This is a genomic window from Streptococcus mitis SK564, assembly GCF_000148525.1.
GTDB lineage: Bacteria > Bacillota > Bacilli > Lactobacillales > Streptococcaceae > Streptococcus > Streptococcus mitis_H.
On sequence record NZ_AEDU01000013.1, the window covers coordinates 26,200 to 46,682 of the forward strand.

The window sequence follows — 20,483 nt, forward strand, 5'->3', positions numbered from 1 at the left end:
GTTCTCTCCTACTTAAAAAATGCTGTACCTATACGAACAAAGGTGGAACCGAATTGAATCGCTTCTTTATAATCACGACTCATTCCCATACTTAACTCTGTCATAGGCATATTTGGAATTTGTTTTTCTTGGATTTCTTTTTGTAAATCTTGGGTCGCCTTGAAAATTTCTTTCAACTGCTCACTGCTAGCCTCAAAAGGTGCCATCGTCATTAAACCAACATATTCTATCTTATCTAGTTTGGCTAACTCTGGCAAGATTTCCAGCAGCTCTTCTCTCGAAAAGCCGTGTTTGCTTTCTTCTTTAGAAATATTTACCTGAAGGAAACACTTGATGACTCGGTCACTTCTTTTTTGAATTTCCTCTGCTAGCTTTACTGAGTCCAATGCATGGAAATAATCAACGTATTGAATGACATCTTTCACCTTACGTCTTTGCAAGGTACCAATCAAATGCCAAGTCACATCTCGATCTTTTAAAGCTTGATATTTCTCTAGAAACTTATCTACACGATTTTCACCGATATGATGAACCCCTAGCGGAAGCAAAGCTTCCGCTGTCAGTACATCTACATACTTGGTAACTGCAATGACAGAGACTGAGCCACTCTCGCGATGAGCACTCAAACTTGCTTCTGCGACTTCTCGAAAAACACGTTCTGTATTTTCTTTTACATTCATTTACTTAACGATTTTTGAAAAATGGAGGTGTATCCAACTCATCTTCATCTTGTGAATTTGGAATTTCAAAACGTTCTACCGGTGACACTACTGAATCAGTCGGACGAACAATTGTCTCGCGACGTAAATCCCAATCACCAAAAGCGGATCCTTGAGCTTGTTCCGAGCGACGTTGATTTTGTTTTGGCAATTCAGCCGTTTCTGCCATATCAAAATGACGATCAAAGCCATGTGAATGAGCTGGTCTCACTGTTTCACGGTAGTTGGTAGTAGGTCTAGCTTGTGGAGTCACAACCTTCTCTACACGTTCTTGACGAACACCAGTTGCAACAACTGTTACACGGATCTCATCACGCATACTTTCATCAATTGAAGTACCGAGCCAGATGTTCACTCCTTGACCTGCTGCCTGGTTCACAATTTGTGAAGCCTCTTCTGCCTCAATCAAGGTTAAATCAAGACCACCAGTAACGTTGACGATAACATCTTCTGCTCCATCAATTGTTGTTTCAAGAAGTGGTGAGTAGATTGCCTTACGAGCTGCTTCAACAACACGCTCTTCTCCACTACCGATACCAATACCCATGAGGGCATTGCCTTTGTTTGCCATTACCGTTTTCACATCGGCAAAGTCAAGGTTAATCAATCCTGGATTGGTAATCAAATCGGTAATTCCTTGCACACCTTGACGAAGAACATTATCCGCTTCGCTAAGAGCTTCCAAAAGCGGTGTTTTCTTATCAACAATTTCAAGCAAGTTATTGTTTGAGATAATCAATAGAGTATCTACATGCTCACGAAGTTGATTGATTCCTTCTACAGCAAATTGTCCACGCTTGCTTCCTTCAAAACCAAACGGACGTGTTACAACACCAACTGTAAGAGCACCTAAATCTTTGGCGATACGGGCAATAACAGGAGCAGCCCCAGTTCCAGATCCTCCTCCCATACCAGCAGTGATGAAGACCATATCTGCACCACTGATAGCTTCAGTCAGTGTTTCTTCGCTTTCTTCAGCAGCCTTACGACCAACCTCAGGTTGACCCCCAGCACCTAAACCACGAGTCAATTTAGGTCCCAACTGAATAACAGTCTCAGCTTTTGTACTACTCAAAGCTTGCACATCGGTATTTGCTGCGATAAATTCTACGCCTGTAACACCTTCGTCGACCATACGGTTGATGGCATTGCCACCACCTCCACCGACACCAATTACTTTAATCACTGCGCCTTGGGCAGCAGCTGTATCAAATGAAAATGTCATAATTTATTTTTCCTCTTTATTCGTCAAACATGCTTCCGATCAAGCCACGGAAACGATCTGCTAATTTCGGTTTATTTTGTGAAGTCTGTTGAAAATCTGCAATTTGTTCTGCAGGAGCTACAGGCTCTACTTCTGGAGCAGGGGTTGGTTGAACAGTAGTTGATTGGACAAACTGAGCTGTTTTCTGAATCATGCCCCCAAAACCAAGCGGTTGTTGGAATAGTCCTTCATCCCCCTTGACTGCTCGTTGAGCCAAGAGATGTACTTCTGTCAATTGTCCCGCAAATTCTGACAAGCTAATCACATGAGCAAAGGCTGGATTACGAATCCCAACTTGATTAGGAACATAAAGCTTGACACGAACACCAAAAACTTCTTGCGCAATCTCCACAATACCCGGTAAAATAGCCGTTCCACCAATTAAAACAATGCCACCAGGAAGATCCAATAAATGTCTTCTGTCTAAGTCTTGTTTGATTTGTTCAAAAATATGCTTAATACGTGCAGAAATAATCTCTGACAAGTAATTTTCTGTCACTTCAACAGGTTCTACTTCCCCAATAACCTCTACTTGGAAGGTTTCTTTACTTGCAATAGGAGGATAAGCCTCTCCATAGTTTAATTTTAAACCTTCGGCTAGTTTCTGTGATGTCTTCAAGACTTTAGAGATATCCTTAGTTACATAATCTCCGCCTTCTTGGAGAATATTGGTAAACTGGAGTTCTTGGTTACGGATTGTAGCGACAGTCGTTTGACCTGCCCCCATATCAATCACTGTAGCACCAAATTCACGCTCACCTTCGTTCAAAACTGATTGAACCATTGCTAGTGGTGAAATGATAACATTTTCAACCTGAACACCTGCACGTTCAACTGTCTTACGTAGATTGTGTAAAATAGTGCGAGGGCCTGTATAAAGTAAACCACGCATTTCAAGGCGAACTCCCATCATGCCACGTGGATCACGAATCCCTTGGAAGCCATCAACAATAAATTCCTCAGGGATGAATGTGATAACCTCACGATCAGGTGTCATACTCTTAGTCAAGGCTGATTTGACAACATTTTCGACATCTTGATCCATAATTTCCTTGGTATCAGATGTTACTGGAATCATTCCTTGAGTTGGTTCTACCTGTAAGAGATTAGCTGGCAAACCAACATTCACCGATTTAATTGAAATGCCTGCTTTTTCTTCAGCTTGGGAAATTGCCGATTTGATAGCAGTTGCTGCTGCATCAATATCAACAATAATTCCATCCTTTACACCTTTACTTTTGGCATTACTCACACCAATTACATTTAATTCACCATTTCTCTGCTCGGCTACAAGCACCTTGACAGAGCTTGTTCCAATATCTAGACCTGTAAAAAAGCCTTCTCTAGCCATTACATCGCATCCTCTCTATCTTCCAAGTTTCTAACTTCGTAATATTCAATAGCTAAACGTGGGCATAGCTATTCACAGAATATTATAACACAAAAAATCTCATCGTGCTCAGTTTTTTCCTAAATTTACTAGCCAATTTTTTTGTTTTTCTGTTCAGAAATTCATTCACTGTAAACTTTATCAACAATCTGTCTATTGCCAAAAAAGAAAGCTCATTTCTAAGCTTTCTTTGCAATCATTTTTTCTGCTTCTTGTTCTAAAAATAGTTCCAATATTTTCTTGGTCAAGGTAATCGCTGCCGACAAGGCCAGAGAAACAATTAAATAATTAGCTACTAAGCCGTGATCTCCAACCAATGGCGGTTTTGTCAAGAATCCGTAATCTCCACCTGTTACTAAATTGACTACAAAAATCAAGGCATTTAGTCCAAAGGTCATGAGAAAAATTCCTTTCACATCCAGCAATCGCGCATTATACTGTCTCAATAGATAAACTAGAGAGTTCCCCAAGAGTGCTAAATGCCCAAAGATAAAGGACAAAATCGCAATATGGGGGAAAGGATAGGCATCTGGCACTGGATAAACAAAGGCTGCTAATGTCCCAAATGTTCCTAGCAATGCAAAATACTGCCGATATTTGGACTGCCCAGGAAGCAAAAGTACCACAAACATGGCCATACGACAATGGTAAAAGGGTAAGCTTTCTGACAGTGGCATATGATTAACCCAGTACCAACCATAAAGGAGGATTAACTGAACAGCCTGTAAAATCTGGAAAAATCGTTGGTAAACCTTCTTTTCACGATAACGATAGGCTGTATAAAAGGTCAAGGCCAAGAGTGTAAATATACTGACATACCAAAAAAGGTCAAATTTGGGTGGTTCTGTTGCTTGGGTCGTAAAGAAAATATCCCATAAATTCATCTAGTCTTCCTCATGATTCAAAATTTTCCTGCATATTATTATACCATGCAATGTAAGAAAAATGGATTTAGAAATACGTAAATGTTTGACAAAATTACTTGTCTTCATTTTCTAAACTTTCTACCAGCTTAGCTAGATTCATGGAGTTAGAGCCCTTGAGCAAGATTTGATCATTAGCTCCTAGACTTTCCTTGACCTGCTTAACTAGGTCTTCAAATTGGTCTTGGTTTTCTGTTTTCTTGAAGTAGTAAACGTGGCCGATTGGGAACATTTGACTAGCCAATTGGGCCAATTCTGCAATGTCTTCTCCATAGAAAATAACGGTATCAAGCACATCTGGCGAGAGGCTCAAAATCATCTGATTATGGAGTTGAATAGACTGGTCACCAAGCTCCTTCATATCAGCCAACACTGCAATTTTCTTGCCACCTTCATTGGCTGGAATGGCAGAGAAAGTCTCTAAAATCAGCTTCATAGCAGTTGGATTGGCATTGTAAACATCTGATAGGATGTCTGCTCCATTGGCTGCTTTCTTCCATTCGGTACGGTTACGCGTCAATTCAAGACCTTGGAAGGCCTGACGAATCTGCTCCTCTGAAACTCCTTCTTGTAGGGCAATATAGGACGCAATCATAGCATTAGTGGCATTGTACTTACCAGTCACTGGCAAATCGAGGGCTTGTTCCAAGAAATTAGTCTTAAAGGTCAGACTATCCTTGCGCTCAACCAAGTCTGTGATTTCCAACTCTGCTCCTTGCCCAAAACGGACCACCTTTTTATCAGCTGGCAAGTAGGCCTCTACAATCGGGTCAGCTGGTGCCAAAAGCAAAGAACCTTCAGCCATGCCATCTGCAATTTGCATTTTCCCTTTAGCGATTTCCGAACGATCTTTGAAAAAGGCCAAATGGGCTTCTCCAACCAAGGTCACGATGGCTGTTTTTGGACGAGCCAATTCTGACAAGAGATGAATATCTCCCAAGTGATCCTGCCCCATCTCCAAGACCAACTTTTCTGTTCCTTCAGGCATATGGAGAACTGTGTAGGGAAGTCCAATTTCGTTATTGTAGTTTCCTTGTGTTTTGTAGGTCTTGTAGGTCGTTGACAGTAAATTCGCCAACATATCCTTAGTCGTTGTCTTGCCGTTCGAACCTGTAACTGCAAAGACATCAACAGCCGTTTTTTCAAGATAATAGGCAGCTAGTTGTTGAAAGGCAGTCAAAACATCGTCTACTAAAATATAAGGATGATTTGCGACCTCTTTCTCAGACAAGGTTACTGCTGCACCATTTTCAAAGGCTCTTTCGATAAAGTCATGGCCATCACGCGCACCTTTAAGTGGCACAAATAAATCTCTAGTCCCAATCAAACGACTATCAAACTCAGCCTTTTCTAACTGGATGTCCTCAAAGATGCTGACATCATTTTTGGCTCCTACAACTTGGGCCACTTCATGAATTGTTAATTTCATTTCTACTCCTTTAAAAAGGGTTGAAGTCCCAGAACTCTAATCACCTGGCAGTGATAGTTCTGGCTTCTACCCTCTCTTTCATTTTTATAGCAAATGCGCTTCGCGCTTGTCAAAACTTTCCTTGGCAAGGTCAACCAATCGCTCGATTAGGTCTGGGTAGCTGATTCCCATATTGTCCCAAAGTAGTGGGTACATAGACCACTGGGTGAAACCTGGCATGGTATTAAGCTCGTTTAGGAATATCTCTCCCTTATCTGTATAGAAGAAATCGCAACGAGAGAGACCGAGCCCACCAATCGCACGGAAGGCTGTTTCTGCATTCTGACGCATGACAGCTACCACATCATCACCGATTTTGGCTGGAATATCCATGGTAATCTTGTTATCAATATACTTGGCATCGTAGTCATAAAAGGCAACATCCTTGACTACTTCTCCTGGTAGCGTGCTTTTGACATAGTAGTTGCCTAGTAGACCAACCTCGATTTCACGGGCATTTACCCCTTGCTCTACCAAGACACGACTGTCATATCGGAAGGCAAGTTCCAAAGCCTGACGGAGTTCTTCTTGATTTTCAGACTTAGAAATACCGACACTAGACCCCATGTTTGACGGCTTAGTGAAGACTGGATAAGTCAATTTTTCTTCCACTTCAGCGATTTTAGCAGTCACATCATCCCCTTCAACGATAGCCACATAAGGAACTTGGGCAATGCCAGCAGATTCTAACACACGCTTGGTCGTGATTTTATCCATGGCAAGACTCGATGACAAGATATTGCAGCCGACATACGGCATTTTCAAAACTTCCAAGAATCCTTGGACAGAGCCATCTTCTCCCATCGGACCGTGAAGAACTGGAAAGACAACTGCACCTTCTTCGTAGATGGCACTTGGTACAACTTTCTTATCCCAATCAATGGTCGCATTGGTCATGAGACGGTCCTCTTGACCTGGAGTCTGACTAAATTCCTGCGTTTTGATAAAGTCACCTGACTGACTGATAAAGAAAGTCTTGACTGTGAAACGGTCGTAATTGACCGCACTCATGACACTTTCCGCTGAAAGGACAGAGACTTCGCGTTCCGCACTCCGTCCACCATATAAAAGAATAATCGTTTGTTTCATATTATTTGTCCTAATTCTACTAGAATACTCGCTCTTTAGTATATCATATTTGCTTGTTTTTTTAAAACTTGAACCTGATCCTATTCATCACACTATACAAAAAGAGGCCGATAGGAACGATTTTCAGCCTCCTTAATTTTTTATAAATGAATGGAGTTCGTAAATTTGTCTACACTTACAACTCTGTTCGATTTTCAATAGCCCGTAAGAGGGTCACTTCGTCCGCATACTCGATATCTGCTCCCACAGCGAGACCTCGTGCCAGGCGCGTAACCTTGATCCCAGCTGGCTTGAGTAAGCGGGAAAGATACATGGAAGTTGCTTCCCCATCTGCTGTGGCATTGGTTGCTACGATTACTTCTGAAACTTCACTATCCATCAGACGAGTCATGAGACTCTTGAGATTGATATCATCTGGACTGATACCATTCATAGGAGAAATAAGGCCATGCAGGACATGATAGAGGCCATGGTATTCTTGGATGTTTTCCATGGCCGCCACATCCCGACTATCCTCTAGCACCAAAATCGTTGTCTGGTCACGAGTTGGATCGGTACAGATAGAACAAGGATCGTCGTCTGTCAAACGTCCACAAACGGAACAGTAGGTCAATTCTCTCTTAGCAGAAAGGAGATTTTTTGCAAATTCATTGACATCGTCATCAGACATCCCAATCGTATAAAAGGCCAGACGCGTAGCCGTCTTAATCCCGATACCTGGTAACTTAGAATAACTGTCAATCAGCTTGGCAATGGGTGTTGGATAAAGCATAAATTCCTTTCTAGTTCATTGGATGGTATTTTTGATACAGATTGATAATATCACGCGCAATGGAAGGTCCTACACCATTTGTTAGATTGGTATTATGAGGAAAGACCACTGCAACAGCGATTTGGGGATTATCAGATGGGGCATAGGCCACCGCATTGGTATTGGTTGCTTGCTGACCATCTGCCACATAGCTTTCGGCTGTACCCGTTTTTCCGCTAATAGATACCAAGGCACCATTTGAAAAGGCACGGCCAGTAGTCAAGCCACTAGTCCCATGAGCAACCTGATAAAAACCTTGGTGCAAGATGCTCATATCGGAGTCGGATATATTGACCTTATTCATCTCTGTCGGTTGCAGTTGCTGAATCAAGTCGCCCAGGCCTCCCTTATCATTATTTCCATAAATACCTTCCACAATACGAGGAGCCACACGAACACCATCATTTGCAATAGTTGCTACATACTGAGCCAACTGCATGGGCGTATAGTTATCAAACTGCCCAAAGGCATTGGTGATGTAATTAGCAAAGCTATACTCTTTGGGAACAAATCCAGTAGATTCATCTGGTAGGTCAATTCCGGTCGCAGCCCCCAAGCCATATTCGCCAAAGGTCGCACGAAGTTTTCCCATAGCTGTTTCCAAATTGCTGGTTCCAACAAACATATTTGGTTGATAGGTCTGGCCCATGATTCCAAGAGCGGTTTGAACCATGTAAGCATTAGATGAATACTCCAAGGCTTCCACAGCTGTAATAGGAAAAGATCCATATGCCAATTTATACCAAGAATAAATTGGAGCTGAACCTTGGAAAACAATAGGCTGATCTGTTAAGGTTTGGTTTCCTGATAAAACACCATTTTCCCAACCTGAGCTGATGGTAGCGGCCTTAACTACTGACCCTGGGACAAAGACATTGGTTACCGTTCCCAAGGAATCAGGAGTCAACTCTCCCGTTTTCAGGTCATGTTTGAGTCCTGACATAGACAAAACAGCACCTGTTTTGGGGTTAAGGGCGACTGCATACACACCCTCAGAATACTTGGCTCCACCATTTCCTAGCTCGGAATTGAAATAACTTTTCAGCAAAGCATCCACGCTATCTTGGAAGGCCAAATCAATGGTCAGTTTGATATTGTTTCCCTTACTACCTTCCTCAATTGTGTCCACGCTTTCCATATTGCCATATTTATCCAGATGGATTTCTTTTACCGAGCGTTTTCCTTGTAAGGTCTCTTCATATTGCTTTTCCAAATACGAGGTTCCAACACGGTCATTTAGAGAATAGCCTTTTTTAAGATAGGATTCTGCTTCTTCCGCTGGGAGACCAGCTTTTTCACTGGATACACTCCCTACTATAGAAGAAAGGGAAGTTTCCAAAATCTTTCGATCCCAAGAAGTAGAAATACTAATGCCAGGCATCTCCTTTGAAATAGAGGCAATAACAGCCACCTGAGAATCATTTAGAGGATCTGTCGCAATGGTTCCTGTCGCAAAGTTTCCAACAGCATTTAACTGACTAAAAAGATAGATTTCTTTCTTTTCATCCTCTGTATAGTTTAGTTGACTTGTTGGGACACTATCGACCGCATTGTTATACAGTTCTGATTCGGATAGGCGATTGCCATCTGAATCCAATCGTTTCTCACTTGGGAGAGCTTCCACTGTTTTTTTATAGATTTCAGGATCAGCCAAATAGTAATCAGCCAGCTGGCGTTCTGTCAAATTTGGCGAACTGATGCTCACATAAGTCAGTAACTTTTTAGCTATTTCTTTTAAGTCTGTAGCCGTCATTTTATTGCTACGCGTAAAGGAAACAACCTGTTTTAACGTATTTTCTACCAAAGGTTTTCCACTAGCATCATAGATTTCCCCACGGGCAGAACTGGTTGTGACCTTGGTCTGACTAGCTGAGGCTAGCTTTTTTTCGTAAAAATCCTTGTTCAAAATCTGCATATACAACAAACGACCAATAATGGTCATAAAGAGTAAAATGACGATTGAAAACAATAAATTAAGCCGAATCGGAATCGAATGGCTGTTAAATTTTCTCATACAAATCAGTCTCATTTCTAACTTAAAATCTTACTCTTAATTGTACCACAATTTGAGCAGAAAATTATGGAAAAGAAAGAAGCTTTTTTTCGTTTTTACAGTAAGATACGTTTTTATTTATCCATCCCTATATTATATGTTATAATGAATGTAAAAGTTCAATAATCTAGTCTTTTTCCAACACGACTCATTTAAAGGAGCCTTCCCTATGGACAAACCAGATATCGCAACTGTCATTGATTCACATTTTGAAGAAATGACAGACCTAGAGCAAGAAATCGCTCGCTATTTTTTACAAGCAGAAACCATTCAAGATGACCTTTCCTCCCAACAGGTCACTCAAAAATTACATATCTCTCAGGCTGCTCTGACCCGCTTTGCTAAAAAGTGTGGCTTTACAGGTTATCGAGAATTTATTTTCCAATACCAACATCAGGCAGAAAATCAAGCCAACCAAGTCTCCAAGCACAGTCCACTGACCAAACGAGTCCTCAGAAGTTATAGCAACATGAGGGAACAAACACAAGACTTGATTGACGAAGTCCAACTAGAACGAATTGCCCAGCTAATCGAAGATGCTGAGCGTATCTACTTCTTCGGAACAGGGAGTTCTGGCCTTGTCGCCCGTGAAATGAAATTACGCTTCATGCGTCTGGGTGTGGTCTGCGAAGCTTTGACAGACCAAGACGGCTTTGCCTGGACAACCAGCATCATGGATGAAAATTGTCTCGTACTTGGTTTCTCACTTTCTGGCACAACACCTTCTATTTTAGATAGTCTATTAGATGCCAAGGAGATGGGGGCAAAGACGGTACTCTTTTCAAGTGTTCCCAATAAAGATAGTCAGGCCTACACAGAGACCGTTCTCGTTGCTAGCCACAGTCAGCCTTCCTATATCCAACGAATATCCGCTCAACTTCCTATGCTCTTCTTTATCGATTTGATTTATGCCTACTTTTTGGAAATCAATCGCGAAAGTAAAGAGAAAATCTTTAATAGCTACTGGGAAAATAAAAAACTCAACGGCTATCGTAGACAAAAACGTGTCAGAAAATCCTAGTTTGGCTCAGCCAAACTAGGATTTTTATTCATCACCAAACATATAGCAGATTGAAATAAGATGTGAACAAATCGATTAGGAAAGTCAAATTAATGTATAGAAATATTTTAGCAGTCGTAGCGTACTATTCTTGATTCAATCTACTATACCTCTTCAAGATTGTGAATTAGTCATATCTTGACTTAGTCTTGAATAATTTCATGTAATCACTTTTTGAAGGGAGTAAATAAGCAAGTCTGACGGTATCCTCAACAATTGTATATAATACGATGTAATCCTTACTCAAGGTCAATCCTCGCGTTTGGTAGTGAGGATCTAATTTCTTACCAAATTTTTCATCGGTATCAAATCCAGCTTGGGGGAAAATTTCTAGCCGATTAATATCTTTTCTGATACTCGCCACTTTTCGTCTCGCAGCCTCTACAGAACCGATTTCCTCTACTATATACTGATATATTTTATCCAGACTATCAATCACTCTAGGAGAATACAAAATCCTATATCTTTTATAATCCATAGCGTGTCACGACATCCTCATCTGTCAAGTAATTTCCAGCCTCAATCTTGGCATAACTTTCTTGAACTTTTGCTTGTAATTGTCTAAACAAATACTCCTTCTCTAATTCCTCTTCACTCAGTAAATCTACTTCATTTGTTACGGCAACATTCTTTAAAAATAATCTAAGTGCCGATGAAAGAGAGAGATTTTGTTCTTTTAACACTTCCATGGCATCATTTACCAATTCTCTATTAGCTTGAAAGGTCACAATTTTATTTGAATTCGCTATAGCCATTTTATATAACTCCTTTATATATTTTATTTATTATCTCACGATTATAAAGAAAGTCAAGGGAACTTGATTAGAAAATCCTAGTTTGGCTCAGCCAAACTAGGATTGTTTTGTTTTAAAATGATAGTAGGCACCCAACATCCCTGCTGTATTCTGATGATGAGCAAATTCTAATCTTGTTTTTTCATCTAGGCTTGGCACCAAGGCATCTTTCAAGGCTGTACGGATCTTGGGTTTGAGGATAGCCTCTTGTCCCATGATACCGCCACCGAGAATAACCACTTCTGGATTGGCAACATAGCAAATATTTGCCAGACCTTTTCCTAGATAGTCTACCATACGGTCAATACCAGCCATACAAATCTTGTTGCCTTCAGTGGCTTCCTTGAAAATGCGTCGGCCATTCCACTGGTCAACTGGATCTCCATGACCTGCTGCTACATACTCCACCAAGGCTGTTGTAGAAGCCAAATCTTGGAACGCTCCATCCTGCATATGCATATAACCAACTTCACAGGCTGAATTGCTAAATCCATGGAAGACTTTCCCATCCATAATCAAACAACCACCGATACCTGTTCCAATGGTCAAGCAAAGTGTCACACTCGCTCCCTTTCCTGAACCAGATACTGCCTCAGCCAGACCTGCACAGTTGACATCATTTTCAATTTCACAAGGAATATTAAAGCTAGTCTCGATTTCCTTCTTGAACTGAGTTCCTGCATAGTTGGGAATCTGAGGCCCAGCATAGAAAATCTCACCCTTGTCAGGATCTACCATCCCTGCAGAAGAAATGGCAACACCTGCTACTGGGCCTTTTTCTAAATAGCTGGCTACGATATCTTTGGTTTTTTGTAAGATATGAGGTCCACCCTTATGCGCCTCTGTTGGCATTTCATGCGATTCAACAAGTTGACCTTCTTGGTCGATCAAACCATATTTGATGTTGGTTCCACCGATATCAATTGCAACGTAGTGTGTCATAAATACCTCCTTATGGATTAGAGGAAGCGCTCCTTGGTTTCACGAATCAAGGTTGCAGCTGCTTCTACAACTGGACGATCGTCTTCAGTCACTGGTGTCAATGGTGAACGAACAGAACCAATATTCAACCCTTCATTAATCTTCAAGACTTCCTTAATCACACCATACATATTTCCATGTGCAGCAGTCAATTTGCCAATGATTGCATTGATAGCGTACTGTAATTCACGCGCTGTTTCCAAATCTTTATCTGCAATCAACTGATTGAGTTTCAAGAAGAGTTCTGGCATCGCACCATATGTACCACCGATACCAGCTTTGGCACCCATGAGGCGACCACCTAGGAACTGTTCATCTGGACCGTTAAAGACGATATGGTCTTCCCCACCAAGGCTCACAAAGGTTTGGATATCTTGAACTGGCATAGAAGAATTCTTCACACCGATAACACGAGGATTTTTCAACATTTCAGTGTAGAGACTTGGAGTCAAAGCAACCCCTGCCAATTGAGGAATGTTGTAGATGACATAGTCTGTATTTGGAGCTGCAGAACTAATATCGTTCCAGTATTTAGCGACTGAGTATTCTGGCAAGCGGAAGTAAATTGGTGGAATTGTTGCAATGGCATCTACACCCAAACTTTCAGCGTGGCGAGCAAGTTCCATACTATCCTTGGTATTGTTGCAAGCTACGTGAGCAATGATGGTCAGTTTACCTTTAGCAACTGCCATGACTTCTTCCAAAATCAACTTGCGGTCTTCTACACTTTGGTAGATACATTCACCAGAAGAACCATTGACATAAAGACCTTGAACACCTTTATCAATGAAGTATTGAACCAAGGCACGCGTACGTTCTGAACTTACTTCTCCTTGATCATCATAACATGCGTAGAAGGCTGGAATGACACCTTCGTATTTTTTCAAATCTGACATAGATTTTCTCCTATTATTTTTATTTTCTGCTAAAGCAGATTCTTTCTTTACTTCTTTAGTATACACTTTACCGAAAAGGCTTTCAATATCTTGTAGGCACTTAGATTTTAGTTTCTTGCTTATAGAATAGCGTTTGGAGCGTTTGAAAGTAGTTTCAGAAATAATTGCAAGCCTTACTCATACTTAGCAAATAGCTTTTCCATCACTCCTACTTGTAAAAAAGCAAGGAGTCCAAAACCAAAGAGAATAAAAGCTGATCCTCCCAATAGAAGGGTAAAGGCTGATAGATATAGAATCATCAAAATCAAAAAGATAATTGCAATCATCAAGATAAACCAAGGAGCATTAAAACTAGCCAACATCAATCCTTTTTGAAGAATTTCTTTCCAAGATAGGTCATAACGTGCAGCGATGGGATAGCTAGCCAACATCACGATAGTGAGGAAGATAAGAACGCCTAGACAAATAGCTTTCACCATTTGGAAAGGCATAGCTGTCTGACCCCAGAAGAGATAGAGATCTAGAAGGCTTAACGAGACGATACCCAACTCAAGCAAACCTAATTGGAAACCCAATTTCAGATTTTGCTTAAAAGCTCTTAGATAGATTTTAAAAACAGGCACCCGTCTGCTCTTCTTAACTTCGAACATGGTCTCGTAGAGGCTGATTTTAGCCACTCCAATCGTCACGATGGGTAAACAAGAGACGACAAAAAGAAGATTGACTGTCACGATGTCCAAGACTTTCTCGCTAAAACGCATGAGAAAGTTGTCTGTATCAAATGCTGCCTTGATAAGGCTTACTCCTTTTTGTGCCATGTTTGCTCCTCCTGATTTTTTAATCAATCAAAATTTTAAAGAGATATTTGCGAACCTTGTCTTCCATACCTGCATAGCCATTTGGCTGGTGTGGTTCTCCTGGAAAGAAAATTGCAAAATTGTGATAACCCAACAAGAGTGGGTAGTTTTCATGACAATGAACAAAGCCAATGTCACTCGCTTCGTCGAATGCTACTGCTTCATCTTTGATACGTGAACCGTAACTCGAATATTCATGTCCTTCTACCAGCAAATGCAAATCTGCATAGTTCTTGTGATGTTCAAACTGGTCATTTTCAGCTTGATTGAGGACATTTTCCTGAACAACTAGAAAGACTTTATCTCCATCAATATCATACTTACCTAGTTCGAAAGAATCCTTACGATGTTGGTAGAGATAGTCGATAGCCTTGTCTAGATTGGGATGAATTCCTTTGTAAAAGGTGATGTTTTTCAAATCGTCAAAAATCATACTCTTTCCTTCGTTTCTGATAGTTAACTAAAACCATTCTTAAGTTTATAAGTGTCTAACAAAATCTCCAAGGTAAGAAAATACCCAACATTTTGTAGACACTTATAACTCTATATTCTCTAAATCTATAAAATATACTTCTGTATTTTGATAGATTAATTTTCCTATACTCAATGAAAATTGAAGAGCAAACTAGGAAGCTAACCGCAGACAATACTTAAGTATGGCAAGGTGACGCTGACGTAGTTTGAATTCGATTTTCGCAGAGTATTATCCTTTAACAGCTCCCATAGTAATACCCTGTGTGAAGGATTTCTGGAAGACTAGGAAGACTGTTACGATTGGCACGGCTGCAAGAGCAGCTCCTGCCATAATCAAACCATAGTTGGTTGCCATTTCAGCCTGCATGGTCGCAACCCCAAGTGAGATGGTCAAATTTTGACGTGAAGTCAACATTACCAACTGCATGAAGTAGTCATTCCAAGTATTGATGAAGGTGAAGATTGCAAGAGCTGCAAACCCTGGTTTTACAATTGGGAAGGCTACGCTCCAGAAAGTACGAATCTCACCACAACCATCGATTTTAGCTGATTCAAGCAACTCTGTTGGAATATTTTCACTGAACTGTTTCATGAGGAAAACCCCAAATGGCCATCCAATCAAAGGCAAGATAACTGCCCAAAGAGTGTCATGGATTCCCATGAAGTTGACGATACGTACCAATGGTACAAGAACAACTTGTTTCGGAAGAGCCATGGCAGCAATAAAGATTGCAAATAGAATGCGTTGACCATAGAAACGTTTTTTAGCCAATACATAACCTGCTAGAGATGAAGTTGCACAGACTAGGAACATGGTTACCAATGAGATAAATACTGAGTTCCACATCCATTGCAAGGCAGGGTTCTGCACCATGAGTTGTTGGAAGTTTTCCATGGTTGGCATTTTAGGGAACCACTGAGGTGGAATAACGATTGTATCAGGTTGTGATTTGAATGCCCCTGTCAAAATCCAGTAGAATGGAAAGATGAACAGCACAGTCAACAAGAGCAAAATGATTGTTGAAATAACAGTGAAGGCTGTTAATGGTTTTTTTTCTGTAGATTGCATAGCTGTCTCCTTTCTTTAGTATTCTACGTCGTTTCCAAGTACTTTAAATTGAACAAAGCTTACGATCGCAATCATGACTGCCAAGAAGACACCAATTGTGTTGGCATAGCCGTATTCTGTCAATTGGAAGGCTTTTTCGTAAAGGTAGTACATAAGTGTACTTGTTGAGTAGTTTGGACCACCAGATGTCAAAAGCTGAATCAAGGCGAAACACTGGAATGAGTTAATTGTTGTGATGATTGCAATATAAAGAGTTGTTGGAAGAAGGCTTGGCCATTTAATCTTCCAGAAAACTTGAAACTCAGTTGCACCATCAACACGCGCCGCTTCAACCAGTGAATTGTCAATATTCCCCATAGCAGCGATATAAAGGATAATGGGCTGACCAACTGAAGTTGTCAAGAGGATAATCATAATCGCCATCAATGCCCAGTGCTTATCACCAAGCCATGAAATGTTTTGAGTAATAATATGACTAGATTTCAAAACAAAGTTTAAGATACCTGATAGCGGATCATAGATCCATTTCCAAACAACTGTTACGGCAACACTACCTGTTACAACAGGAAGGAAGAAGACAAAGCGATAGAATGATCTAGCGATAGCATTTTGGTGATAGGTTTGCGATGCTACAAAGAGTGAGAATAGAACAACAACTGGCACAGATCCAATAACCAGGATAACCGTGTTAATCAAAGACTTCATAAAGACAGGGTCTTTAAACATACGAATATAGTTGTTTAAGCCTACAAACTCAAAGTTTGTCATAGAGTAATTAAAGAAACTTGTAATGAATCCCATCACCATAGGAGCCAATACAAAGATGACAAAGAAGAACAACACTGGTGCTAGGAAAGCATAGGAAATCACTGTTTCCCGCATACGAATTTTATTGACTTTCACAGTCGGCACCTCTCTTTCAAATAGAATAATTTTTTGACTTTCTTGAACTGTTTTAAAATCAAAATGAAATTTTTTAAGATTCGCTTATGTAAGAACTTCATTTTAATTTCGTGACAGTTCCTTACATTTCAAACAAAATCCTCCCTTTTCTTACATAGACTATGCACTGGGAAAAGGGAGGAATCAATCTGATTTATACTCTTCGAAAATCGAATTCAAACCACGTCAGCGTTGCCTTGCCGTACTTAAGTACAGCCTGCGGCTAGCTTCCTAGTTTGCTCTTTGATTTTCATTGAGTATTAGTGCTTATTGTTTTGTAGCTTTTTTAATTGTTTCGTTAGCTTTTTCAGTGAAGGCTTTCAAAGCGTCCGCTGGTTTTTCGTCACCATTTGATACAGATTGCAACATTGGGAACCAAAGTGTTCTCATTTCAGCAAAACCATTGATAGTGTTGTAGTATGGTGAGTAGTATTTAGTCCAACCACTGATTGTTTCCATACGTTTGTCTTCATAAAGTTTACCAAATGAAGTACGAACTGGGAAGGCACCTGTACGAACAACGTCTTTTGGACCCCATTCTTTATCATCTGCGATGAATTGAACAAATTTCTTAGATGCAGCAACTTTCTTGTCGTCTTTGTTGTTGAATACTGCAAATCCGTTTACAAGGTATTCAAGAGCTGGTTTGCCTGAATCTGATGGGAATGGTACTTCTACCACTTCTACTTTACTTGCTTCCAAGAGTTTAGCTTGGATACCGTTTTGAGCTGGCGCCCAAAGGATTGTGTAAGATGTTTGACCGTTCGCAAAGTTTTGGATATCTGCTCCACCGTCAAATTGTGAACCGTTGTTCAACAAACCGTCTTTAATCCAGCTAGCTGCTTTTTCAAGACCTTTGACGAATTTAGGATCATCAGTTGTATATTTTGTGACATCTTTATCTGTTACAGAACCGCCGTAAAGGTTTGAGATAAAGGCACGTGTTCCTTGGTCTCCCCCTTGACCAGAACTGAACAATGAACCTGGTGTGTAGCCTTTGTCTTTAAGCGCTTTCAAAACTTTTTCAAAATCATCAGTTGTCCAACCTTCTTTTACAAGGTTTGCAACTCCAGCTTCTTCCAACATTTTCTTGTTCATAGCCATATAGAATGGGGCTGAACTAATTGGATACATATAGGCTTTATCTCCAGCCTTACTTGCTTGTACGATATTTTCATTGTTGACATCTTTGACAAATTCATCTGTGAAAATATCATTCAATTCAGCTAATTTACCATTTTTACCATATTGGATGATACGTCCTGGTGCGTCAAAAAGTACGTCTGGAGCTGTTCCTGCTTCGATAGCTGTTGTGATTTTTTCAGGACCTGACTTGAAGTCGATGGTTTCCAATTTCACTTTTACATCTGGATTTGCTTTTTCAAACGCTTCGATGATTGATTTTTCATATGTTCCAACACCGTCACCAGTTTTTTCTTGAGTGAAAACTGGGAATGCCCACCAAGTGATTTCTGTTTTTCCACTATCGCTACCAGACTTTCCAGCATCTTTACTTCCACCAGAATTACCACATGCAGCAAGGCCAAGAATCGCAGCACCCGCAAGTACTGTACAAGCTAGTTTTCTAAATTTCATTTGTATTCTCCTAATTGATAAGCGTATCCATATTGGATAATGAGTTCTTGCGTTTATATACGTTTTCATTTTATTCGACGCATCCACCACTCTCCTCTGTTTTTAAATTGTGTTATTTAAGACCAGCAACGAAGCGTTCTGTAATCTCTTTTGGTCTAGTAATAGCGCCACCTACAACGATGCCTCGTACTCCATATCCCAGGATTTGTTTGGCTTGTTCTGGTGTATGAATTTTCCCTTCTGCAATGACATCCACGCCAGCATCACAGAGTTTTTTGATTAATTCAAAATCAGGGCCATCCACTTTTGGACTGTAAGATGTATATCCTGATAAGGTTGTTCCGACAAAGTCAATTCCTGCTTCTACAGCTGCTAGTCCTTCTTCGAAGATACTAGTATCAGCCATCAAGAGCTGATGAGGATATTTCTCTTTAACCTGACGAATAAACTCTTGAATTTCCAAACCATCGTAGCGTTCACGCTTGGTACAATCCAGAGCAATCACCTCGATGTCCAGTTCTGCCAATTCATCAACTTCTTTCATGGTAGCCGTGATGAAGGGTTCTTGTGGTGGATAATCTCGTTTAATTATCCCAATGATTGGAAGGTTGGTAACCTCCTTGATTTCCTTGATATCGCGAACACTATTGGCTCGGATACCGACTGCTCCACCTTGCTCAGCCGCTTTGACCAGCAAGGGAATAACTCCTCCCGCTTCTGTATAAAGCGGTTCGTGAGGAAGGGCCTGACAAGAAACGATGATCCCATCTTTGATTTGTGCAATCAAGGCTTCTTTAGTAATCTGTGGCATCCTCTTTCCTCCTTTTCTTTGTTCTTATGAGTTTATTATATATCATTTATGAAGCGCTTTCAATAGTTTGTGATAGAATAGATTTCAGTTTCAAAAACTAGACAAGTCAAACAGCTCCTCTAAAAGTACTTTCAGAGGAGCTAGTTGACCTATAATAGGAGAATACCAAAATTTATTTTACAATTTCTGACAATTTTACTTTGCGATCTTCAAACATAGATTGGGTACAAGCATCTGCAGTAGCAATTGCTTCTAGAGCAGCTTCACCAGTCAATAGTTTTGCAAATTCTTCTGATACTGGAGCTCCTTGCATAATCTCATGCAGATAGCGCATTTCTTTGTCAATGACAGATGATAACCATAACGGAGTACGTTTACCTGGTTTACCATAAGCAATTGCTCCGTCCATCTCTGTACTATGATAGATACGAGTACGATCATCATCTTCTTCTTGAGATTCGTGAATCAAGAAATAGCTTTCTTGTCCATCTAGCTTAAGAGTTCCTTTACAGTTGAATAAGTCTAAGCGGATAGCACCTTTCGTTCCTTGAATCAAAACATAATGTTCACCCCAACGATAAGCTGAACCCCATTCTAACAAGGCAAAACGCTTATTAGAAAATTCCATATTGACAAAAATCATATCATCTTCATCACCGAAATTTTCACCTTCATGGGCTACATTTCCACCTGTCATGGTTACAGTTTCAGGCATGCCACCCATAAGGAATTGAACACAATCCAACTCATGGATGTGGTGATACAAGTGACCACCTGATTTTTCACGAATTTTTTTCCATGATACTGACGGTTGTTGTTCTTCCCAACCATTACGAGCTGTGTGACAATATAGAACGTCTCCGATGACTCCTTGATTAATGAGTTCTTTTGCATGATGGACACCATTAAAGAAATTCATAATATGTCCCGCCATAAAGGTTACATTGTTTTCTTTACATGCATCTACCATTTCGCGACAATCTTGATAAGAAAGCGCAATTGGTTTTTCACAGAAAACATTTTTACCATGTTGTGCGGCCTTAATAACTGGTTCTTTATGAAGATTATTTGGAGTTGCGACAATAACACAATCTACTTCATCGCTAGAAACCAACTCATCTAGGGAGCTTGCTACTTTTGCTCCCAATTCTTCTGCAATCGCCTCTGCATTATCTGGGTCATAGAGAAGAGTAATCTCTGCTCCATCATTCTTTTGCATATAGCGAGCCAATTCAGCTCCAAAATACCCTGTTCCAACAACACCGTATTTAACCATGTTTTTTCTC

20 protein-coding genes are annotated in these 20,483 nt (G+C 40.4%); 1 reads left to right on the forward strand and 19 read right to left on the reverse strand.

The features are described 5' to 3' along the window. Positions 1-8 precede the first annotated feature (8 nt). From SMSK564_RS07355 to pbp2b, 8 genes are all read right to left on the reverse strand, one after another. Complete coding sequence (locus SMSK564_RS07355) at positions 9-680, reverse strand: YggS family pyridoxal phosphate-dependent enzyme (protein ID WP_001101096.1); 672 nt, start codon at positions 678-680, stop codon at positions 9-11. 4 nt (positions 681-684) lie between these two features. After that, the gene (gene ftsZ / locus SMSK564_RS07360) at positions 685-1,944 is read right to left on the reverse strand and encodes a cell division protein FtsZ (protein WP_000144289.1); all 1,260 of its coding nucleotides are present in this window, start codon (positions 1,942-1,944) and stop codon (positions 685-687) included. Positions 1,945-1,960: 16 nt separating this feature from the next. Continuing rightward, a complete protein-coding gene (ftsA, locus tag SMSK564_RS07365) occupies positions 1,961-3,334 on the reverse strand; it encodes a cell division protein FtsA (protein ID WP_000090385.1) in 1,374 nt (457 codons plus the stop codon). 218 nt (positions 3,335-3,552) lie between these two features. Further along, positions 3,553-4,257: a YwaF family protein gene (locus tag SMSK564_RS07370; RefSeq protein WP_001055238.1), complete on the reverse strand. Its 705-nt coding sequence runs from the start codon at positions 4,255-4,257 to the stop codon at positions 3,553-3,555. Positions 4,258-4,351: 94 nt separating this feature from the next. Next, positions 4,352-5,725 (reverse strand): UDP-N-acetylmuramoyl-tripeptide--D-alanyl-D-alanine ligase, encoded by a 1,374-nt coding sequence (locus tag SMSK564_RS07375; protein WP_000778748.1) that lies wholly within the window; start codon positions 5,723-5,725, stop codon positions 4,352-4,354. Between the two features lie 84 nt (positions 5,726-5,809). Continuing rightward, positions 5,810-6,853 (reverse strand): D-alanine--D-alanine ligase, encoded by a 1,044-nt coding sequence (locus SMSK564_RS07380; protein ID WP_000814701.1) that lies wholly within the window; start codon positions 6,851-6,853, stop codon positions 5,810-5,812. A 175-nt stretch (positions 6,854-7,028) separates the two neighbouring features. After that, a complete protein-coding gene (gene recR / locus SMSK564_RS07385) occupies positions 7,029-7,625 on the reverse strand; it encodes a recombination mediator RecR (protein WP_000966762.1) in 597 nt (198 codons plus the stop codon). Positions 7,626-7,635: 10 nt separating this feature from the next. Beyond that, entirely contained in the window at positions 7,636-9,693 is a 2,058-nt protein-coding gene (gene pbp2b / locus SMSK564_RS07390) for a penicillin-binding protein 2B (RefSeq protein ID WP_080554145.1), read from the reverse strand. 193 nt (positions 9,694-9,886) lie between these two features. On the opposite strand from pbp2b, the gene SMSK564_RS07395 reads away from it, so the two are divergent. Then, positions 9,887-10,738, forward strand: coding sequence for a MurR/RpiR family transcriptional regulator (locus tag SMSK564_RS07395; protein ID WP_000360350.1), 852 nt, complete (start codon positions 9,887-9,889; stop codon positions 10,736-10,738). 166 nt (positions 10,739-10,904) lie between these two features. Here the strand turns inward: SMSK564_RS07395 and SMSK564_RS07405 are convergent, their stop codons facing one another. From SMSK564_RS07405 to SMSK564_RS07455, 11 genes are all read right to left on the reverse strand, one after another. After that, positions 10,905-11,255 carry a type II toxin-antitoxin system RelE/ParE family toxin gene (locus SMSK564_RS07405; RefSeq protein WP_000384972.1) on the reverse strand — a complete coding sequence of 117 codons (351 nt, stop codon included), beginning with the start codon at positions 11,253-11,255 and terminating at the stop codon, positions 10,905-10,907. Beyond that, positions 11,245-11,532 carry a type II toxin-antitoxin system RelB/ParD family antitoxin gene (relB, locus tag SMSK564_RS07410; protein ID WP_000951985.1) on the reverse strand — a complete coding sequence of 96 codons (288 nt, stop codon included), beginning with the start codon at positions 11,530-11,532 and terminating at the stop codon, positions 11,245-11,247. Before relB ends, SMSK564_RS07405 begins: the two co-directional genes overlap by 11 nt. 96 nt (positions 11,533-11,628) lie before the next feature. Beyond that, entirely contained in the window at positions 11,629-12,513 is an 885-nt protein-coding gene (locus SMSK564_RS07415; protein ID WP_000150252.1) for an ROK family protein, read from the reverse strand. 17 nt (positions 12,514-12,530) lie between these two features. Beyond that, entirely contained in the window at positions 12,531-13,448 is a 918-nt protein-coding gene (locus tag SMSK564_RS07420) for a dihydrodipicolinate synthase family protein (RefSeq protein WP_001281519.1), read from the reverse strand. A 173-nt stretch (positions 13,449-13,621) separates the two neighbouring features. Beyond that, positions 13,622-14,266: a YesL family protein gene (locus tag SMSK564_RS07425; RefSeq protein ID WP_000057509.1), complete on the reverse strand. Its 645-nt coding sequence runs from the start codon at positions 14,264-14,266 to the stop codon at positions 13,622-13,624. 19 nt (positions 14,267-14,285) lie between these two features. Continuing rightward, positions 14,286-14,738: a NanQ anomerase/TabA/YiaL family protein gene (locus SMSK564_RS07430; RefSeq protein WP_000575442.1), complete on the reverse strand. Its 453-nt coding sequence runs from the start codon at positions 14,736-14,738 to the stop codon at positions 14,286-14,288. A gap of 270 nt (positions 14,739-15,008) precedes the next feature. After that, entirely contained in the window at positions 15,009-15,848 is an 840-nt protein-coding gene (locus SMSK564_RS07435; protein WP_001192008.1) for a carbohydrate ABC transporter permease, read from the reverse strand. Positions 15,849-15,863: 15 nt separating this feature from the next. Continuing rightward, on the reverse strand, positions 15,864-16,730 hold the full coding sequence (locus SMSK564_RS07440; protein ID WP_161800819.1) for a carbohydrate ABC transporter permease: 867 nt from the start codon (positions 16,728-16,730) through the stop codon (positions 15,864-15,866). A 327-nt stretch (positions 16,731-17,057) separates the two neighbouring features. Next, a complete protein-coding gene (locus tag SMSK564_RS07445) occupies positions 17,058-18,386 on the reverse strand; it encodes an ABC transporter substrate-binding protein (protein WP_000672106.1) in 1,329 nt (442 codons plus the stop codon). Between the two features lie 112 nt (positions 18,387-18,498). Beyond that, on the reverse strand, positions 18,499-19,197 hold the full coding sequence (locus tag SMSK564_RS07450) for an N-acetylmannosamine-6-phosphate 2-epimerase (RefSeq protein WP_001135677.1): 699 nt from the start codon (positions 19,195-19,197) through the stop codon (positions 18,499-18,501). Between the two features lie 172 nt (positions 19,198-19,369). Then, positions 19,370-20,473, reverse strand: coding sequence for a Gfo/Idh/MocA family protein (locus SMSK564_RS07455; RefSeq protein WP_000241736.1), 1,104 nt, complete (start codon positions 20,471-20,473; stop codon positions 19,370-19,372). Positions 20,474-20,483: the final 10 nt, after the last annotated feature.

What these genes read in the sequence shown, in the direction of transcription:
- SMSK564_RS07355 (WP_001101096.1), bottom strand. Translation starts at nt 680, where the DNA reads ATGAATGTAAAAGAAAATACAGAACGTGTTTTTCGAGAAGTCGCAGAA.
- ftsZ (WP_000144289.1), bottom strand. Translation starts at nt 1,944, where the DNA reads ATGACATTTTCATTTGATACAGCTGCTGCCCAAGGCGCAGTGATTAAA.
- ftsA (WP_000090385.1), bottom strand. Translation starts at nt 3,334, where the DNA reads ATGGCTAGAGAAGGCTTTTTTACAGGTCTAGATATTGGAACAAGCTCT.
- SMSK564_RS07370 (WP_001055238.1), bottom strand. Translation starts at nt 4,257, where the DNA reads ATGAATTTATGGGATATTTTCTTTACGACCCAAGCAACAGAACCACCC.
- SMSK564_RS07375 (WP_000778748.1), bottom strand. Translation starts at nt 5,725, where the DNA reads ATGAAATTAACAATTCATGAAGTGGCCCAAGTTGTAGGAGCCAAAAAT.
- SMSK564_RS07380 (WP_000814701.1), bottom strand. Translation starts at nt 6,853, where the DNA reads ATGAAACAAACGATTATTCTTTTATATGGTGGACGGAGTGCGGAACGC.
- recR (WP_000966762.1), bottom strand. Translation starts at nt 7,625, where the DNA reads ATGCTTTATCCAACACCCATTGCCAAGCTGATTGACAGTTATTCTAAG.
- pbp2b (WP_080554145.1), bottom strand. Translation starts at nt 9,693, where the DNA reads ATGAGACTGATTTGTATGAGAAAATTTAACAGCCATTCGATTCCGATT.
- SMSK564_RS07395 (WP_000360350.1), top strand. Translation starts at nt 9,887, where the DNA reads ATGGACAAACCAGATATCGCAACTGTCATTGATTCACATTTTGAAGAA.
- SMSK564_RS07405 (WP_000384972.1), bottom strand. Translation starts at nt 11,255, where the DNA reads ATGGATTATAAAAGATATAGGATTTTGTATTCTCCTAGAGTGATTGAT.
- relB (WP_000951985.1), bottom strand. Translation starts at nt 11,532, where the DNA reads ATGGCTATAGCGAATTCAAATAAAATTGTGACCTTTCAAGCTAATAGA.
- SMSK564_RS07415 (WP_000150252.1), bottom strand. Translation starts at nt 12,513, where the DNA reads ATGACACACTACGTTGCAATTGATATCGGTGGAACCAACATCAAATAT.
- SMSK564_RS07420 (WP_001281519.1), bottom strand. Translation starts at nt 13,448, where the DNA reads ATGTCAGATTTGAAAAAATACGAAGGTGTCATTCCAGCCTTCTACGCA.
- SMSK564_RS07425 (WP_000057509.1), bottom strand. Translation starts at nt 14,266, where the DNA reads ATGGCACAAAAAGGAGTAAGCCTTATCAAGGCAGCATTTGATACAGAC.
- SMSK564_RS07430 (WP_000575442.1), bottom strand. Translation starts at nt 14,738, where the DNA reads ATGATTTTTGACGATTTGAAAAACATCACCTTTTACAAAGGAATTCAT.
- SMSK564_RS07435 (WP_001192008.1), bottom strand. Translation starts at nt 15,848, where the DNA reads ATGCAATCTACAGAAAAAAAACCATTAACAGCCTTCACTGTTATTTCA.
- SMSK564_RS07440 (WP_161800819.1), bottom strand. Translation starts at nt 16,730, where the DNA reads ATGCGGGAAACAGTGATTTCCTATGCTTTCCTAGCACCAGTGTTGTTC.
- SMSK564_RS07445 (WP_000672106.1), bottom strand. Translation starts at nt 18,386, where the DNA reads ATGAAATTTAGAAAACTAGCTTGTACAGTACTTGCGGGTGCTGCGATT.
- SMSK564_RS07450 (WP_001135677.1), bottom strand. Translation starts at nt 19,197, where the DNA reads ATGCCACAGATTACTAAAGAAGCCTTGATTGCACAAATCAAAGATGGG.
- SMSK564_RS07455 (WP_000241736.1), bottom strand. Translation starts at nt 20,473, where the DNA reads ATGGTTAAATACGGTGTTGTTGGAACAGGGTATTTTGGAGCTGAATTG.